At 69.1% G+C, this 18,509-nt stretch carries 13 protein-coding genes; 6 read left to right on the top strand and 7 right to left on the bottom strand.

All coding sequences use genetic code 11. The features are described from left to right. Positions 1–20 precede the first annotated feature (20 nt). Genes V6S02_RS00785 through V6S02_RS00770 form a run of 4 tightly spaced genes read right to left on the bottom strand, consistent with a single transcriptional unit; the run spans position 21 to position 9,353 of the window. A complete protein-coding gene (locus V6S02_RS00785; RefSeq protein ID WP_336399463.1) occupies positions 21–1,325 on the bottom strand; it encodes a hypothetical protein in 1,305 nt (434 codons plus the stop codon). Beyond that, entirely contained in the window at positions 1,318–4,263 is a 2,946-nt protein-coding gene (locus V6S02_RS00780; protein ID WP_336399462.1) for a glycoside hydrolase family 2 TIM barrel-domain containing protein, read from the bottom strand. Before V6S02_RS00780 ends, V6S02_RS00785 begins: the two co-directional genes overlap by 8 nt. Continuing rightward, positions 4,260–7,340 (bottom strand): alpha-mannosidase, encoded by a 3,081-nt coding sequence (locus V6S02_RS00775; protein ID WP_336399461.1) that lies wholly within the window; start codon positions 7,338–7,340, stop codon positions 4,260–4,262. The genes V6S02_RS00780 and V6S02_RS00775 overlap by 4 nt, the downstream gene beginning before the upstream one ends. A 45-nt stretch (positions 7,341–7,385) precedes the next feature. Further along, complete coding sequence (locus tag V6S02_RS00770) at positions 7,386–9,353, bottom strand: alpha-galactosidase (RefSeq protein WP_336399460.1); 1,968 nt, start codon at positions 9,351–9,353, stop codon at positions 7,386–7,388. A 123-nt stretch (positions 9,354–9,476) separates the two neighbouring features. On the opposite strand from V6S02_RS00770, the gene V6S02_RS00765 reads away from it, so the two are divergent. Both V6S02_RS00765 and V6S02_RS00760 read left to right on the top strand, forming a co-directional pair. Next, on the top strand, positions 9,477–10,568 hold the full coding sequence (locus V6S02_RS00765) for a Gfo/Idh/MocA family protein (RefSeq protein WP_336399459.1): 1,092 nt from the start codon (positions 9,477–9,479) through the stop codon (positions 10,566–10,568). A gap of 2 nt (positions 10,569–10,570) precedes the next feature. Beyond that, positions 10,571–11,299, top strand: coding sequence for a ThuA domain-containing protein (locus V6S02_RS00760; RefSeq protein ID WP_336400753.1), 729 nt, complete (start codon positions 10,571–10,573; stop codon positions 11,297–11,299). Here V6S02_RS00760 and V6S02_RS00755 read toward each other — a convergent pair. From V6S02_RS00755 to V6S02_RS00745, 3 genes are read right to left on the bottom strand one after another with little or no spacing between them, the layout of a single operon-like run. After that, positions 11,289–12,131 carry a carbohydrate ABC transporter permease gene (locus V6S02_RS00755; RefSeq protein WP_336399458.1) on the bottom strand — a complete coding sequence of 281 codons (843 nt, stop codon included), beginning with the start codon at positions 12,129–12,131 and terminating at the stop codon, positions 11,289–11,291. The two genes, V6S02_RS00760 and V6S02_RS00755, sit on opposite strands and share 11 nt — an antisense overlap. Beyond that, positions 12,131–13,084, bottom strand: coding sequence for a carbohydrate ABC transporter permease (locus V6S02_RS00750; protein WP_336399457.1), 954 nt, complete (start codon positions 13,082–13,084; stop codon positions 12,131–12,133). The genes V6S02_RS00755 and V6S02_RS00750 overlap by 1 nt, the downstream gene beginning before the upstream one ends. Then, positions 13,081–14,409 (bottom strand): ABC transporter substrate-binding protein, encoded by a 1,329-nt coding sequence (locus V6S02_RS00745; RefSeq protein WP_336399456.1) that lies wholly within the window; start codon positions 14,407–14,409, stop codon positions 13,081–13,083. Before V6S02_RS00745 ends, V6S02_RS00750 begins: the two co-directional genes overlap by 4 nt. 387 nt (positions 14,410–14,796) lie before the next feature. Here V6S02_RS00745 and V6S02_RS00740 point away from each other — a divergent pair, with 387 nt between their 5' ends. From V6S02_RS00740 to V6S02_RS00725, 4 genes are read left to right on the top strand one after another with little or no spacing between them, the layout of a single operon-like run. Beyond that, complete coding sequence (locus V6S02_RS00740; RefSeq protein WP_336399455.1) at positions 14,797–16,011, top strand: mandelate racemase/muconate lactonizing enzyme family protein; 1,215 nt, start codon at positions 14,797–14,799, stop codon at positions 16,009–16,011. A 10-nt stretch (positions 16,012–16,021) separates the two neighbouring features. Then, on the top strand, positions 16,022–16,780 hold the full coding sequence (locus V6S02_RS00735; RefSeq protein WP_442927883.1) for a FadR/GntR family transcriptional regulator: 759 nt from the start codon (positions 16,022–16,024) through the stop codon (positions 16,778–16,780). Next, on the top strand, positions 16,777–17,697 hold the full coding sequence (locus V6S02_RS00730) for a hypothetical protein (protein ID WP_336399453.1): 921 nt from the start codon (positions 16,777–16,779) through the stop codon (positions 17,695–17,697). Before V6S02_RS00735 ends, V6S02_RS00730 begins: the two co-directional genes overlap by 4 nt. Next, positions 17,694–18,443, top strand: coding sequence for an SDR family NAD(P)-dependent oxidoreductase (locus tag V6S02_RS00725; protein WP_336399452.1), 750 nt, complete (start codon positions 17,694–17,696; stop codon positions 18,441–18,443). The genes V6S02_RS00730 and V6S02_RS00725 overlap by 4 nt, the downstream gene beginning before the upstream one ends. The last annotated feature ends 66 nt before the right edge of the window (positions 18,444–18,509 follow it).

The following is an 18,509-nucleotide window of genomic DNA, read 5'->3' as shown; positions in this document are numbered from 1 at the left end:
CGTCGCGTGGCCGTGGCCGATCACGTCTCGCGGACGAACTCCACCGCGAAGTCGCACACGTAGTCCGAGTCGGAGTCGGTGATGTCCTTCACGAACAAGCGGGCCTCGCGGCCGAGCCGCACCGAGGTGCGCCGCGCGGCGCGATCCTCCTCGCTGTCGGTCGGCTGCAACGCGGGGTACCACAGGGTGTGCCCCGGGCGGCGCAGGACTTCGACCGGCGGCGACCAGTCCTGGGCGTTCCGCCCCTCACCGAGATCGGCGTTCGGGTTGATGGAGACGAAGATGCTGTCGCCCACCCAGAACGCGCCGTCGACCCTGCCCATGAGCATGACCCAGACGCCGAGGTGCTCGTTCCAGCTGACCGAGGGACCCCAGTAGTAACGTTCGTCGCCCTGCGACACCGCGCCGCCGCCGGCCTGCCGGTCGATCCGGAGTGCGCGGATGGGCTGACCTGCCGCATCCCAGGGCGCCGCGAAGGCCTCGCCGTCCCAGCGACGAGCGGCTCCGGCCGGGTCATTCAGGTCCGCCAGCGCCACGCGGGCGACGCTCACGCACTGCCCGGATGCCTCGACCTGCGCGCTCCACGTCGCCGCATCGAACGGCTCTGGATAGGCGTACTCGCCGAAGAAGACGTAGAGGTGGTCGCCGCTGGCCACGGCGCTCGGGTCCCCCACCCCGCCCGGGAAGCAGTAGTTGCGATTGACGGGCAGACGGATCATCCGCTCGTCGCGGTCCTCCAGCAGGATGCCGCGGTCGTCCCAGCTCTCACCACCGTCGACCGACCGCATGATGCCGATCCGGGGGGCCGCCTGGATGGAGTCATCGCCTTTCAGCCCCGGCGGCCAATCCCGATCGCTCATCCCTTCGCCAGTCGCGGGATCGTACGGCAGCGTCTCGGGGTAGTTCTCGTTGTGGTACAGCGCATAGAGGGTCTTCCCCGAGGCGTCCCGGGGATCCTGGTAAACCGTCTCGAACCAAATCGCGCCGTGGAGGCCGGGCGTGCCGGGCGGTGCGTTGGGCGGGAGGACCGACGTGCGGAAGGCCTCGGGCTCACTGGCGAAGGCCTCGCCCACGCCGGCACCCTCACCGATCTTCAGGTCGTTGGCTTCGCCCCAGACCGGGTCTTCACCGTACTTCCCGGGGAAGATGCGGAACCGGTCCCCCACCCATGCCGCCGCCATGTTGCAGTCGACGAACGACCGGAACGTCACCCGCTCGATCGGCGACAGCCGCAGGACGATGCCGTCGACACCGGTGCGGATGTCGCGGGGTTCGCGATCGTCGACGGGATCCGCCAGGGCCGGGGAGGGATCGGGTTCAGTCATGACGGTCTCCGTTCGCATCGGGGGTGAAGAACACAAGCGACCCGCGCACGGGCTGCGCTTCGAGCCGGTAGGCGGGGAGGACACCCGGACCGCACCGCGCCGTGCCCACCCCCGCGCGCACGAGGTCGAGCACGACATGGGTGCGCCCGTCGGGGATCAGCTCGTCGTCGTGCGCCGCCGCCCAGAGGGCGGCCTCCGACCACGGACGCACGGTGATCGCGGGATCGTTCACCGGCCCGCGTGGCGAGGTGGTGTCCAGCCCGACCTCGAGCGCGCGCCCGCCGGCCTCGACCCGCATCCACGAGGCCGCCCGTGCGCCCGCCTCCTGCGGCCGCACGGTGCGCTCCTGCAGCTCGGCGACGGTACCGGCGAACCATCCCGCCGTCGCCGCCTGTCCGAGGTCGGGGTACGCGGGGCCCGGTCCCCGCCCGCACCACTCCAGCCGGCCCTCGCCGGCGAGCGAGAACCCCACACCCACGCGCGCCCAGTGCGCGGTCCACGCCGGCCAGTGCCCCTCGGGGTCGACGGCGAGGTCGAGACGGATGCCCCCGTCGACGGCCCGCCACCGCCAGCGGCACGACACCCGCGCGTCCACCGCCGGCCCGCCTACGACGGTGCGGACACGGATCTCGCCGTCGGGGCCGTCGACCGATACACGCTCGATCGAGACCAGGCGCGTGCGCAGGTCGTGGAGTCCGAGAAGCCGCCACCGTTCTGCGTACGAGAAGTCGAGAATCTCGTCCCATCCCGCGTGCCGGTCGTTGTCGGTGGGCACGCGGTCGAGCATCACCCGCCAGTCGGTCACCTCCAGGTCGCCGAGGCGCCGCAGCGCACCCGTCGCGGGGTCGAGATCGACGTCGGCGAGGGTGAGACGGCGCGCCGGCGCCGCCCCGCGGCGCCGCGCCGCGATCCCCGCGGGAACGGCGGTCGACACGCGCGAGACGACCCACCCGCCGGGCGCCCAGGCCGTCTCCCCCACCTGGACGACCTCGACGGTGAGCACCGCCGAGGGCGGGACCGGGGGGAGATCGAGCGTCGCCCGGCCCCGCGGCGGAAGCGGCGGCGCGGTGATCGGACCGCTGTCACGCACCCCCGCAGCATCCTCGATCCGGTAGCGGAGGGCGTACCGCGACGAATCCGTGTGGTCCAGGCGCGAGACCACGTGAAGATGTGCGCCGTCGATCGTGACCCGCAGCGGCGCGAAGACCTGGGCGAGATCTGTCAGCTGGGCGCGTGGGTGACGCTCGGCCGACACCAGTCCGTCGATCACGTCGTTGCTGTCGTGGAGCGGTTCGCCGAAGTCGCCGCCGTACCGGGTCACCGGGCCCCGGTCGCTGTCGACCTGCACGCCGTGTTCGAGCCACTCCCAGATGAATCCGCCCATGAGGCGTGGATGGGCGTCGAACAGGTCCTGGTACTCGGTGAGCCCCCCGGGACCCGTGCCCATCGCATGGGCGTACTCGCAGAGGACGAACGGCATCGCCCGGCGCCGCGCGTCGAGCGCGTCGTCGGCGAGCGCGGGCTCGACCCCGATGGCGATCTCGGCGACCTCGTCGGGATGGGCGTACATCCGTGACCACACATCGACGTGGGCGCTGGACTGATCGCCCTCGTAATGGATCGGGCGGCTGTCGTCGCGGGAGCGGAACTCGTCGGCCATCGCGGCGACGTTGCCTCCCTCGCCCGCTTCGTTGCCGAGCGACCACAGGATGACACAGGGATGGTTCTTGTCCCTCTCGACCATGCGGGCCACGCGATCGCGCAGCGCCGGCTCCCAGCGCGGGTCGTCAATCGGGTTGCCACGCCAGTCGATCTCGCCGAATCCGTGCGTCTCGACGTCGCACTCGTCGACGACCCAGAACCCGAGGCGGTCGGCGAGGTCGAGGAAGAGCGGATCGGGCGGATAGTGAGAGGTGCGGACGGCGTTGATGTTGTGCCTCTTCATCATCAGCAGTTCCGCGGTCACCACCTCGGGCGGGACGTGCCGCCCCAGACGGGGATGGTGTTCGTGCCGGTTGACCCCCCGCAGCGACACCGGAACGCCGTTGACCTGGAACACCCCGTCGACGATGCCCACCGTGCGGAAGCCGATCCGGTGCGTCACCGTCTCGGTGGCCGTGCGCACACGGAGGGTGTAGAGCACCGGATCCTCGGCCGACCACGGGAGCGCGTCGGGCACGGGCGTGGGCTGGTCCGCTCGCACCGTCAGTCCCAGCTCGGCGATCTCGATGGCGACATCGGCCCCGGGCTCGAGGGCGGAGTCGAGCTCTGGCAGGACCGTGAGCATCCCTCCTGAGGGTGTCCACTCGGCGCGCACCCGCACGTCGCGGACGCCGCCCACGGGTCGAGCGCGCAGGACCACCGACCGGATGATGCCCGGCAACCACCAGGCATCCTGGTCTTCGAGGTAGGTCGCGGCACTGAACTGATGCACACGCACCTCGAGGAGGTTGTCGGCCTCCAGCAGACCCGACACGTCGAACGCCATCGGCAGACGGCTCCCGCGCGTCGACCCGAGGAGCACGCCGTTCAGCCGGACCTCGGCCGCACCCTCGATGCCGCCGAAGCGCAACTCGGCGCGCGCCGGCGGGTCGGGGAGCGGGAAGCGCCGGCGATACTCCCCGACCGGATTCTCGTCCGGCGGACGCGGCGGATCGATGGGGAACGGGTACCACTTGTTCGTGTAGGCCGGACGGCCGTGGTCGCCCGCGGGAGCGGCGTCGCGGTCGAGGGAGGGCATGACGAAACTCGCCGGAACGGGGATCGATCCCCACGCCTCATTGTGCTGATGCGCCGAGGACGGCGACCACCGGAACTCCCACGTGCCGTCGAGGTTCCACTCGGCGGCATCCGTGGTCCAGCTCGCCACCGTGGGAGCGGTGCCGATCGGCGGACCGGGGTCATCCAGTGCCTGGGGCTGCTCCGGCCGGACGATCATGCGCCCACCCCCGAGAAGCGGAGCGTGCGGAACTGGAAGGGCCGGAAGTCGAGGTCGATCGCGCAGCCGTCGTCGGTGGCGCGCACCGAGCCCACATCGCCGTCGAGTTCGCGTTCGAGGAGATCGGTGAGGTGCACCGAGTCGGATCGCGCATGGAAGCCGATCCGCGTGCGGGCGCGCCTCCCACCCGCCTCGTACACGCGGACGATGACATCGCCGCTGCCGTCCTCGGCCTGCTTGACCGTCTCGACGAGCACCGAGGGCGCGGTCGACGAGACCAGCGGCGCGAAGGGGCGACGCGCCTCGCGAAGCGGGAAGGCGAGGTCGTATCCGAGGGCCACCGCATCCAACACCTCGGCGCCGGGGCGCACCCGGAAGCGCAGCACATGCCGGCCCTGGTCGGCGTCGGGGTCGGGGAAGACCGCGGCGCGCAGGAGCGAGAAACGGACGGATGTCGTCGTCCCGCCGTCGTCGCGGGTCTGGCGCTCGACGTCGTACCCGTATGTAGAGTCGTTGGCCACCGCGACGCCCCAGCCGGGCTCCGCGAGATGGAGGAAGCGGTGCTGGCAGGCCTCGAAGCGCGCGTCGTCCCAGCTGGTGTTGGTGTGGGTGGGGCGAAAGACATGCCCGAATTGGGTCTCGGCGGCGACCCTGTCGGCGTGGACGTCGAACGGCATGGCGAGCTTGAGGATCTTCTCGCGCTCGCGCCAGTCGATCTCGAACGCGAGCTCGAGGTCGGCCGCGCCCGGCCGCAGCAGGATGCGCTCGCGGACCGACGATGCGCCGAAGCGGCGGACCACGACGACCGCGGCACCGCCGTGCGCGTCGCGATCGACCGTGCGCTCTTCGAGCGTGGTCAGCTCGGTGACGGTCCGGCGGTAGTGGGCGTCGAGGTCCCAGGCGTCCCAGAGATTCGGCAGGTCGCGGTGCAGCCGCAGAACACCGAACGCCACACCGGGCGGCACCGCGTCACGACCGTCCGCGTGCGAGACGAGGGAGCGGATGTGTCCGTCCGGGTCGACCACGACCCGCACGAGGCCGTTGTCGAGCACGATGTCGTCATCAGCCCGAGCGGGTCCGGTCACCTCGACCTCGTGGAGCGGCTCCGACGCGACGGCGGCTCCGAGAGCCGGGGTGCCCGCGCGCGGAAACGGGCTGGCGTTCACGCGGACCCTGCCACGATCGTGCGCGCTCGATTCGTCGGCACCGAGCGCGTCGAGGGGATCGAGCGCGTCGAGGGCGTCGGCGATGATCTCCGCGAGCTCGGCCGACACCGCGGCGTGCCGCTCCTCGGCCTCGCGGTGCACCCACGCGATCGCGGAACCCGGGAGGATGTCGTGGAACTGCAGCAGCATGACCGTTTCCCACGCGCGGCGCAGCCGCTGCGCGGGATAGGGATGCCCCCGCCGGACGGAGGCCGTGGTGGCCCACAACTCGGCCTCCCGCAGCAGCGCCTCGTTGCGGCGGTTCCCCTGCTTGGTCCGCAGCTGGGAGGTGAAGACGCCGCGGTGGAGCTCCAGGTACATCTCCCCGGCCCACACCGGCGCATCGGGGTACTCCTCCTCGGCCGCGGCGAAGAAGTCGCGGGGCGCACCGACCGTGACGCGCGGCGACCCCTCCAGGTCGGCGGTGCGCCGGGCGGCGGCCAGCATCTCCCGCGTCGGGCCCCCGCCGCCGTCGCCCCACCCGAACGGCACGAGCGACATCGTCGCGTGGCCCTTCTCGCTGAAGTTCCGCTCCGCGTGGGCGAGCTCCGCGCCCGAGAGCTCGCTGATATAGGTATCCACCGGCGGGAAGTGGGTGAAGACGCGGGTGCCGTCGATGCCCTCCCAGCGGAACGTGTGATGGGGGAAGCGGTTGGTCTGGTTCCACGAGATCTTCTGCGTCAGGAACCACCGCTCCCCGGCGGCGATGACGATCTGGGGCAGCGCGGCGGAGTAGCCGAAGGAGTCGGGGAGCCAGGCCTCCTCGCACTCGATGCCGAACTCCTCCAGGAAGAAGCGCTTGCCGGCGACGAACTGTCGGGCGAGGGCCTCGGACCCGGGCATGTTCGTGTCAGATTCCACCCACATGCCGCCGACCGGGACGAAGGTGCCGGCGGCGACCTTCTCGCGGATGCGCGCGTAGACGCGGGGATGGTGCTCCTTCAGCCAGGCGTACTGCTGGGCGGACGAGCACGAGAAGACGAAGTCGGGATCGTCGTCCATGAGGGCGGTGACGTTGGTGAAGGTGCGCGCGCACTTGCGCACGGTCTCTCGGATGGGCCACAGCCAGGCCGAGTCGATGTGGGCGTGGCCGGTCGCCAGGATGCGGTGAGCCGACGCGCTCGCGGGCGCCGAGAGCACACCACGAAGCATCTGCCGGCCGCTCTCGGCTGTCCCCGCGACGTCGTCGGGGTCGACGGCGTCCATCATCGTCTCGAGCGCACGGAGGATCTCGTGACGCCGTGACGACGAGTCGGGCAGCTGCTCCATGAGCCCGGTGAGGGTCCAGACATCCTGGACCAGCTCCCAGACGGTCTCATCCCTCAGTGCCACCTCGAGTTGACGGAGTTCGTACAGGGGGTCGTCGCCCGCAGCATCCCACTCACCCAGCGGTGTCGGCTCGAAGGTGTACTCGCCTGCGACATCGGGGTTGGCCGCCGCTTCGATGAGAAGGTCGACGTCGCCGTCGGCGGGGTTCCACGCGACCCAGGAGTTCAACGGCGCGATGGCCTTGATCGGCGTGCCGTCCGGCCGGTAGACCAGACCCTCGGCCTGGAAGCCGGAGCGCGAGCGGTTAAAGCCGAAGTCGACGAGGACCTCCACTCTCGTCCCCGCCGGGGCGCCGGCCTTCCACGACGCAGGGAGTGCGCCGGTGATCCGGAACCAGACGGTGGACCAGGCGCGCCCCCACCGCCAGCCGAGCGGAACGGGTTCGAACGACTGCCCGATGGCCTCGTCGAACGGCACGGGCTCCCTCGGCACGCTCCAGGCCGCGGCCTGGAGCGGCTGCGCGTCCCGGTAGATGGAAGGGGTCAGGTGATCGATGGTGAAGCGGCGCAGCCGGGCTTCGACGAGGGCGTGATCGCTGTGCACGGTGACTTCCTGGGAGATCCGGGGCTTTCAGGGCGGGGAAGGGAATCAGGATGCCGGCACGACGGCGAGAAGCCACGACGTCGGGTCGCCGGCGGTGGAGAACGCGACTCCGACATCGACGAGCTCGCGACCGTCAGCCGACGACATCTCGCCCGTGGCGAGATCGGTCACGCGGTAGCGCGTCTCGGGGTCGAGGGCGCGGAGGCGCAGGCGCGTGGGCGGCCGCCCGCCGGACAGCACGAAGGCGGCGACGACGTGACGGTCCTCCCGGTCGGACGAGAGCTGGAACGCCGGTGACCGCTCGCCGAGGCCGCCGCGTCCGGGCGTCGGCGAGAGCGGGCGGAGCACCCCGTCGCGCACGAGGGGCGCGATCTCGGTGCGGAACAGACGCACGTGTTCCTCCAGCACGTCGCGGAGCGCCGGAGCCAGCTCGGTCAGTCGGAGGCTGACGCCGAAGCGGTGCAGCATCGCGGCCCGCAGCATCGTGCGGAACTCCACCGGCGCCACCTCCGTCCACGTCCGCTGCTGCGGCGGATATTCTCCCCGCCACTGCGACTGCGACCAATGCAGGATGCCGAGCGGCGGCAGCATGTGCGACGCGCCGTGCAGCACCTCGAGGTGATGCTCGGTGTAGTCGGGATCGCTCAGGAAGAACGCGTGCACGTGACGGGCGAGTCCGAGGTCGATGCGCAGACCCCCCGACGAGCAGGCCTCCAGGAAGACGTCGGGGTACCTCCCGCGAACCTCGTCGAGAACCCGGTAGAGCCCTTCGTAGTGGCGGAACAGCCCGTCGCCGGCGCCGTGCCCGTGATCGGTGCGGGTGCATCCAGAATCGGGATCGACGTTGAAGTCCAGCTTGATCCACCGCGCACCGACCCGCTCGATGAGATCGCCGAGCGACGACCGGAGGTGCGCCCGCCCCGCGGGGGAGCCGAGACAGACGTAGCCCAGAAATCCCGGATCCTCGGGATCGAGCGACACGGTCATCCGACGATACGACGGGTCGGGCTGCGTGTTCCCGTCGGCAGCGGCGAGGAGATCGGGGTGCTCCGCCCGTACCCGCGCGCTGCGGCCGACCGCCTCGGCCTCGATCCAGATGCCCGGGAGCGCGCCCGCCGCCCTGATGGCGTCGCCGAGCGCAGTCAGGCCCGAGGGGAAGCGCTCGGTGTTGACATCCGTCCAGTCCCCGCGCTGCTCCTGCCAGTCGCTGGCGGCGTCGGACGCGCCGAACCATCCCGCGTCGACGGTCGCGACCTCCAGTCCGATCTCTGCCGCCACGGTCGCGTTGGCAGCGATCACCTCCTCGGTGACTTCGACATCCTCGTACGGCCACCAGTGGTTCCACTCGGTGGGGACCGTGTCGGTGAACGGCGACCGGGCGAGCCAGTGATCGCGCACCGCGCGCTGCAGCTCCACGGCGGCGGCGTCCAGATCCGTCGCGGCGGCGATGACGACCGACGGGGCGGTGACCTGTTGGCCGGGGAGGAGCGTCAGCGAGAATCGCCACGGCGAGATGCCGGCGGTGACAGACCCTCCCGAGAGAGCGGTGATGTGCCAGTTCCCGCTCCAGGCGGGGCAGATGATCACCGCGGCGCGGTCATCCTCCCGCTCGATGCCCAGCCACGGCGTCGAGCCGTGCGAGGATCGTCCTGACCGGACATCGAGGAAAAGGTCGTGACGCGTGGTGCCGTGGCGGGGTCGGAACTCATCCCCCCACGCCGAGCGATACCAGTTCGTCCGCCAGTGGGTGGGATCCGCGCCCATGGCGAGGGCGAGGGCGCAGGAATCCATGCGCGTCACGGTGACCGGCGCGTCGCCGTCGTTGCGAAGCTCGAGGCGCATCTCCCAGACCCCGCCCGACCCGACGCGCAGGAGCGACCAGTCGCGCGTGAGACCGTCGCGATCGGCGACCACCAACCCGCGCTCCAGCCGGGCGATCACCCGCCCGTCCAGGCGGAGCTCGGCGCCGTCGCCGGTGAGTTCGGCAGCGGCCGGTGAGTCTGGGGTCATCATCGTCCTCAGGGTGGCGGGGGTTCTTAGATCATATCTAATGCGACACAGCGCACGTCAAGGATGATCTTGGGGCGCGGAGGACTTGCTTTGGTACGATCAATACATTTCACGGACGGAGCCCCTGTGACCTCTTCTCCCCTGTCGCCCGCATCTCTTCGCGTCGGGATCGTCGGCACCGGATACGCCGGGACCACCGCCGGCGAGGCCTACCGCGCGATCCCCGGCGTAGAGGTCGTCGCCGTCGCCGGCAAGGAGGCCGACCGCCTGGCAGCCCTCTCCGCCGCCTGGGGCGTCGCCGACGTCTATCCCGATTGGGAATCGATCGTCGCCCGGGACGACATCGACATCGTCAGCGTCGCGACACCCAACGCGCTGCACGACGTTATCTCGATCGCGGCGCTGCGCTCGGGCAAGCACGTGTTCTGCGAGAAGCCGCTGGCGATCACTTCCGAGGCCGCGCGGGCGATGGTGGCTGCCGCCACGGAGAACGACCGGGTGCTCGAGGTGGCATTCAACCATCGCCGCCGGGCCGACGTGCAGTGGGCCCATCGCTACCTGGCGGAGACGGGCGTGGGGCGCATCTACCACGCCCGAGCCTCATGGAAGCGGCGTTCGGGCATCCCCGGCCTCACTTCGTGGTTCACCTCGCGCGATCTGGCGGGAGGCGGCGCCCTGATCGACCTCGGCCCGCACGTCATCGACTCCCTGCTGTACCTCATGGGCGAACCTCGCATCGTCGCCGTGAGCGCCGTCGCGCACGGTGAGCTCGGACGCGCCGGTTACGGAGCGATGGACAACCGGGAGCAGATGGCCGGATCGGGCCGCTTCGAAGTGGAGGATCTCGTCTCGGCCCTGCTGCGGCTGGAGAACGGCGCCAGCGTCGCGCTGGAGATCAGCTGGGCCGGCCACACGGCAGACGACGAGGACATCTCGATCGAACTCCTCGGCGTCGATGGCGGCCTCCGCCTCTTCGTTCCCCGATACAAGCCTCGCGACACTCTCTGGGTGTATCGCGAAGAGGCCGGCGCGCCGGTCGCCCTGCGGCCCGACGTCAGCGTCATCGGAGGCGAGCACAGCCTGGTCATCGCCGAGTTCGTCGACGTCGTCCGATCCGGCAACTGGTCGGGACACCACGGTGAGTTCGCGCTGCACCGTACAGAGATCATCGACGCCTGCTACCGGTCCGCCGCTGAGGGGAAAGAGGTGACGCTGTGACCATCCGCGTGACGGTGTGGAACGAGAACCTTCATGAAAGACGAGCGGGGACCCGACCCGCTGAACTGTACCCCGACGGCATCCACGGGGCGATCGCCGCGGGGCTGCGCACCCACCTGGGCGCTGCCGTCGAGGTGTCCACCGCGACGATGGAGCAGCCCGAACACGGCCTTCCCGCCGACGTCGTCGACTCCACCGACGTGATGCTGTGGTGGGGTCACGAAGATCACCCGGGAGTGGATGACGCCGTGGTCGACCGCGTGCATCGGGCGGTGCTGGGAGGCATGGGACTCGTCGTGCTGCATTCCGGGCACTACTCGAAGATCTTCCGCCGCCTGATGGGAACGACGTGTTCGCTGCGCTGGCGCAACGACGGGGAGCGCGAGGTCGTGTGGACGGTCGCTCCCCAGCATCCGATCGCCGACGGTATCCCCGATCCGCTCGTCATCGATGAGCAGGAGATGTACGGGGAGTTCTTCGACATCCCCGTACCGGAGGAGCTGATCTTTCTCTCGACCTTCTCCGGCGGTGAGGTGTTCCGGTCGGGTGCCACCTGGACACGCGGATCGGGTCGGGTCTTCTACTTCTCCCCAGGCGACCAGGAGTACCCGGTCTACCACCACCCCGACGTACAGCGGGTGCTCGCCAACGGCGTGCGCTGGGCCGCCGCAGCGGACCGGACGCTCCCTCTCGACGCCACGCACCACGCGCGCGACTGGTTCACCGGCTGACACCCACCTGGAGCCCCTGCATGATGTAGCGGGACGCGAAGGCGAGCAGCAGCAGGGGAACCGACGCGGTCACGAACAGGCCCGCCGACACCAACGGTTGATCGGTGACGAATCGTTCGCCGATCGTCGCCAACGTGGGCGTGAGGAGCCACATCGACTGGTCCCTGATCAGGATGATCGCGAAGATCAGCTCGTTCCACACCCCGAGGAACTGCAGCACCGCGAGGGTGGCGATGCCGCTGGACCCCATCGGAAGCACGATCGACCACAGGGTCCGGAACAGTCCCACCCCGTCGATGCGCGCCGCTTCCATCACCTCGTCGGGGATGCCGCGAAAGGTCAGGGTGAGGAAGAACGTCGCGAACGGCAGTCCGGTGGCGACGTAGACGAGGATGAGCCCCGTGTAGCCGCTGAGGCCGAGACGGGCGAGCAGCAGATAGATCGGGATGATCAGAACCGGACCGGGGATGAGCATCACGGAGACGAAGGTCGCCGTGATGTACTTCGCTCCCGGCACGGGGAGCTTCGCCAGGGCGTGCCCCGCGATGGTCGCGAGAATCAGGACGATCACCACCGAGACCGTCGTGACGAACATGCTGTTGAGGAACGCTTGACCGAGGCCGTATGAGTTGGCCAGGGTGACGTAGTTCGAGAGGGTCCACTCCCCGGGAAGGCCGAACGGATCACGGAGGTAATCGGCGTTGGGCCGGAGCGACGTGATCACCACGAACCACAGCGGATAGAGGATCGAGACCGCCACCAGGCACAGCGCGATGAAGATCGGCCACCTCGTGCGCCTGCTGCTCAGGCGAGAGCTCACCACCTCGGTCATCAGTCCTCCTCCTGCAGCCGGAACACCCGGTTCTGGATGAGCGTCAGCACGCCGATGAAGAGGAACAGAACGACGGCCAGCGCCGCTCCCGAACCGAGATTGCTGCTGGAGAACGCACGAAGGTAGACCAGGTAGTCGATCGTCGTCGTCTCGAAGCCCGGCCCGCCGGCCGTCATCACGAAGACGAATCCGAACAGTGAAGTGAAGGTGTAGAGCACGTTGATGATGAAGACGAACCCCAGCACCCGGCGGATGTTGGGAAGGGTGATGTACCACAGCCGCTTCCACCAGCCAGCCCCGTCGATAGCTGCGGCCTCGAAAACAGCCGGATTGATCGAGGTGAGTCCCGCCAGCAGCAGGAGCGACTGGTAGCCGAAGCCCGACCAGACGAGGGCCAGGATGATCACGGAGATCGCCAGAGTGCCGTCGGTGAAGAACTGCACCGGCTCCACGCCGAACAGTGCCAGCGCCTGGTTGACGCCACCGTAGTACCCGAAGGCGTTGCGGAACATGATGCCGATGACCGCCACCGACAGCACGTTCGGCAGGAAGAAGATCAGCCGGAAGAACCGCCACCCCCGCACGCGTTCGAACAGCAGCACCGAGACGATGAGCGCGACGAAGATGACCAGCGGCACCGAAATGAGGAACTTCAGGTTGTTCAGGAACACCTGGTGGACGACGGGGTCGGTGAGGAGCGCCGTGTAGTTGGCGAACCAGTTCCACTCGAAGGTGAGCCCGTTGGTCCGGGTGAACGAGATGAAGACCGCGAACGCGACGGGGAAGGCCATGAAGCCGACCACGACGAGAAAGGCGGGGAGCACCGACGCGAGCCCCACGAGGCGGTCGCGCCGGCGCAGGCCCCCGGGCTTGCGGTGCTTCTGGGCGGTGGCCTCGATGATGGGCGCCTCGTCCGAGGCGCCCATCAGCGAGCCTTCGAAGGCGGAAGTCACTGGTTGGCGATCTCCGTGGCGTACGAATCCGCCAGCTGGCGCACGGCATCCTCCGGCGTGATGGTGCCGAGGAAGACGCCGGCGTTCACCCGGTAGAAGAGGTCGATCGTCGCCTGCGGCATCACCGAGTCGAAGGCGAAGACGACGCCGTCGGTGGCCTCCTGGAGCTGCTCGAACTCCTGCTGCAGCAGCGGGTTCTCGATGAGTGAGGCGTCGGCGTCACGGTGGTTGGACGCCTGAGTCTGGTAGAGCTCCACGAACCGGTCCTGATTCTCGGGCTCGGCGAGGAACTGCAGGAACTCGCCCGCGAGCTCCTTCTGGTCGGAGTAGTTCGTGATCGAGATGGAGATCTCCGGGCCGCCCGCAGCCATGTTCGGGTAGGCGGCGTCCTCGAACATGGGGATGAAGAACACGCTCACGTCGTCGCCGAAGGCCTCGTACATGCCGTTGTTCTCCCAGCTGCCGACGATGTAGTACGCGCCGTCGCCACCGACGAAACCCGCGGTGGACTCGCCGTTGGACACCTGGCCGGCGTCGGGATTGGCCAGACCCGACGCTCCGAGCTCGGCGAACGCCTCATAGGCCTTGACCATCGCCGGGTCATCGACGGGGATCTCGCCGGCGTACATCTGAGTGAAGGCCGACTCGCCCAGTTCGCCGCCCACGAGCGCGCTGATGATCCACGCTCCGACGTAGCCCTCGAGATTGGCCATCCAGAACGCGTTGTAGTCGGTGTTCTCGACGATCTGCTCGCCGTTGGCCATCAGCTCCTCCCACGAAGTGGGCGGGTCCTCGGGGTCGAGGCCGGCCTCTTCGATCATGGCGTTGTTCGCGAAGACGGTGAAGAGGTTTCCGGCTCCGTACGGCATGCCGAGGATGGCGCCCTCGGGGTCGAAGTCCTCGCGGTTGACATTGAAACCCGCCATGGAGTCGATGATCTCGGGCGTCAGGTACGGCTCGAGGTCCTCGAAGAACTCCGCGAAGGAGATTGTCGGGCCGCCGGCGTACTGGATCCGGATGTCCGGCCCGTCGCCGGCGATCGAGGCGGCCTGGAACTGCGCGCCGTTCGAGGAGATGTCTCCACCCTGCTGCACCACCGTGACCGTCAGTCCCGGATTCTGCTCCTCGAACTCGGCGGCCATCTGATCGATGAACGAGTTCTCCATATCGGCCTCACCGCTCTCCAGGGTTCGGCCGAGGATGCCGGTGTCCCAGATGACCAGCTCCTGGTCGCCGGACTCACCGCCTCCCGCGGGGGCGCACGCCGCCAACGAGACGACGAGCCCTGAGGCGAGAACGAGCCCGCCGAGCGCGCGTGTGTTCATTGCTGTGTCCTTCCTTGGATGCAACGCGTGGACGGCAGGTGCCGCTCACGGGAGGAGCGCGCGGAAGAGGGCGACGGCGAACATGCAGCGGCGGCGAGGGCCCCCCTGCTCGGGCGTTGCGACATCATCGTCCCATCCACATCGATCAGTCCGCGGGCCGATGGCGCCGCGTGACAGGATTACATCATACGTGACCGACGAAATCCACGAATTTTTAGGCGGGAGATCTCGGACCGTTTGCATTGCAGGGCTCTTTACATATGATGTAACCCTGAGGCGGCAGACCGCAGTGAGGCTGTGTGCGCGCGAGGCCTCCGGTCACTCATCCCCGAGATGCGAAGGCGGCATCACCCTCATGAACATCACCCTCGTGAACACAGACGCCCGATGAACATCGACACCGTCGACTTCTTCTACGCCTCCATGCCCGAGGTCACTCTCGAGGCCGACGGCAGCCAGGATGCGCTCCTGGTCCGCGTGCGCGCCGGCGATCACGAGGGCTGGGGTGAGTGTGAGGCATCCCCGCTGACCTCCATCGCCGCCTTCATCGCCCCTCGCTCGCACGGCGTCTGCCAGCCCGTCGCCGCCAGCGTGATCGGCGAACGCCTCGACGGCCCCGCTGACATCCGACGCATCGCCGCACTGGTCGAGCGCAACAGCATGGACCTTCTCCAAGCCGCCCACACGTGGTCGGGCATCGAGATCGCCCTGTGGGATCTGCTCGGTCGCGCCCGTGACGAACCGGTGTGGCGGATGCTGGGCTACACCTCGTCTCACGGGAAAGTGCCTTATGCCTCCCTCCTCTTCGGCGCCGATCCCGACGCCACAAGAGAACGTGCGCGAGATCAGGTCGCCGCCGGATACCGCGCGGTCAAGTTCGGCTGGGGTTCTTTCGGCACCGACGAGCCGGGGATCGACGGAGATCACCTGGTCGCGGCCCGGGAAGGTCTCGGCGACGACGGCCTCCTCCTCGTCGACGCCGGCCAGATCTGGGGCGATGACGCCGGCCGAGCATCACAGCGCCTCGCTGCGCTGGAACAGGCGCGCGTCACATGGTTGGAGGAGCCGTTCGTGCCTCACGCATTCGCCGCGTACGCCGAACTCGCCGGGCAGGCGGCCACGGTGGGCATCGCCGGCGGCGAAGGGGCGCACACCGTCCACATGGCCACGAACCTCATCGACTACGGGCGTGTGCGCTTCATACAGATCGACGCCGCTCGAATCGGTGGGATCGGACCCGCCCTCGATGTTGCCCGTCATGCGGTGGCGCACGGTGTGACCTTCGTCAACCACACGTTCACCTCGCATCTCGCGCTCTCCGCATCTCTGCAACCATTCGCGGGGCTGGCAGACCACCGGATCGCCGAGTACCCCGTGGAGCCGAAGGCAGTTGCGCTGGCGATTTCGAAGAACCATCTTCGGCCTGACGACAACGGTGAGATCCACGCCCCCGACGCACCGGGCCTCGGTGTCGACGTCGATCTGGAAGGGCTGCGTCCGTATCTGCGCACTGTGGAGATCCTCATCGGCGGAGAGTCGATCTTTCGCAGCCCCACGGCCGACGCCGTCGCACCTAAAGTGAAGGCAACCGTGAAGGCGTGAGGAGATGACGGTGGCCGAGACCCGCGACCCCGAGCAGAGCTCGGGGTACACGATGCGCGGTCTTCAGGGGCGGGTCATCGAGGCTATCGGGCGGGCCATCATCCGTGGCGACTACGCCCCCGGCGAGCTCGTACCCAAGGAGGCTGAGCTCACAGAGGCGTACGGCGTCAGCCGCACGTCGGTCCGCGAGGCGATGCGGGTTCTCGCGGCGAAGGGGCTCGTCGACATCCGGCAGAAGGTCGGCACACGGGTCCGTCGCACCGAGCAGTGGAACGTCTTCGACGCCGACATCCTCCGCTGGCACAGCGATGAGGGACGCGGGGAAAGCATCCTACGGGACCTGGTCGAGGTGCGTCAGATCATGGAGCCCGAGGCGGCGCGGCTCGCGGCGGGCCGGGCGAGCATGGAAGATCTGCGGAGATTGGAGACGGCGCTGGGCGCCATGCGGGCCGCCACCGCCGACCGCGAATCGTACGCGCACGCCGACGTCGACTTTCACGTCGCCGTCTACGGCGCTTCGCACAACGTTTTGCTGCGACAGTTCGGTGCCGTCATCGCCGACTTCATGTATCTCAGCTTCAGCGTCCAGCAGCAGACCGCGTCAGGCGAGGCGGTCTTCGCCGGAGATGTCGAGCAGCACGCTGCGGTGCTTCACGCGATCCACCGCGGGCGCGGCGAACAAGCCGCCGAGGCGATGCTCGACGTGGTGCTCGACGGAAAGACGGCACTGATTCAGGCCCTGAGCGGATCGCACGACGATCGCACGTGAGCGGCATCACCCTTCGGGCCCGCGACACCCGTGCACTCGTTCTCCCTGATGAGGGCGCCTGCGCCGCCGAGCTGACTGTCGGTGGCTTCGATGTGCTGGCGCGCACCCCGTGGGCGCCGAGCGTGCGACCTGCGCCCGCGCCCGCCGACGATGAGGCGACGTGGGTCGCCAGGTGGCGCGGCGGGTGGCACCTCTGTTTCCCCACCGCGGGGGCATCCGACCCCGACGCCCGCCCGATCCAGGGGTTCCACGGCGTCGCTTCGCAGGGCACGTGGACCGTTGAGCATGTCGATGACACCGGCGTCGGACTCAGGTGGGCCGACACGGCCGGTCTGTCCGCGGCTCGCCACTGGACCGTCGATCCCGGAATGCTCAGCGTCGTCACCACTGCTTCCAACAACGGGCGAGTTCCCCGTCAGATCATCGTCGCGGAGCATCTCATCCTGGGGCAGGATGTTTTGGCACAGGTGAGCGAGGGGGACGGCCGCCTCGAAGTGGAAGCGTCGGGGACGCTCGCCGAGCTCGATTACGGCGGAACCCCGACGGGGCGTCTGACCGCCTGGCCCGGCGACGGCTGGGATCGTGTGAGCCGACGTACTCCCCCGCGAGTGGCGGCGCTGCAGCATCCCTCTCCCCGCGTCATCGCAGTGACCGGCCCGCGCCTTCGGGTGACCGTGTCGTGGGAAGGGCTGTCTCATGCCCTGCTGTGGGAGGAGATCGGCGCGAGCACCGGGTCGCCGTGGAAGGGGGCGGTGTTCGCACTGGGAATCGAGCCGACCTCGACGCCGCACGGCGCTGGAACGGCTCACACCGTCGGCGCGATCACGCTTGATCCCGGAGAGAGCATGACGTGGGCGACGCGCCTCGAGGTTCATCCTGTCGAGATCTCCACCCCGACCGAAAGAGAACTCCGATGACCACGTCGCCCACGGAAGCCGGTCCGCTCCGCTGCCTCGTCACGGGCGCGCGTCATGGGATCGGCGCGGCGATCGCTACGCGGCTGGCCGCGTCTGGAAACTCCGTGGTGGGCGTCGACATAGACCCCGCCGTCGACGCGCGCGTCGTCGTCGCGGATCTCGCCGACCCGACCTCCCGCGAGGAGGGATTCGCGCGAGCCGTAGCCGAGCTCGGTGGGCTGGATGTCCTCGTCAATGCGGCAGGAATCTTTCGCGAGGGCGGCGTGCTCACCTCGACGCCCTCAGACTGGGCGCCGGTGTGGGCCATCGATCTCGAAGCCCCCGTCGATCTCATGCGACTTGCGGCAACAGCGATGACTCCGCGCGGTTTCGGTCGGATCGTCAACATCACGAGCGTGCACGCCCGCGTCGGGAGCCGGGAGAGCATCGCCTACGACGTGGCGAAGGCGGGCCTTGAGGCCGCGACGCGCTCGGCCGCGCTCGACCTCGCGCCCCACGGTGTGCTGGTCAACGCGGTGGCGCCGGGGTTCGTGCGCACGCGGATGAGCATGCTCCCCGACGGACGCGACGAAACCGAGACGGCGTCGTTCGTGGCCACCTATGTCGAGGGTGGCCGACTTCCCCTCGGGCGCCCAGCCTCGCCCGCGGAGATCGCCGAAGCGGTGGCCTTCCTCACCGGACGCGACAACACCTACATCACCGGTCAGGTGCTGACCATCGACGGCGGGCTGACGGCGACGTTCTGATCGGCGGCGCCGAGGCGGGGCCCCGCGATCGACGTGTCACAGATTGCCGCCTCGAGTGCTCGAACC

This window comes from Microbacterium sp. CCNWLW134 (genome assembly GCF_037083565.1).
Classification (GTDB): Bacteria; Actinomycetota; Actinomycetes; order Actinomycetales; family Microbacteriaceae; genus Microbacterium.
Note: the sequence above shows the minus strand (reverse complement) of the source record. Positions and strands in the feature narration are given on the sequence as shown.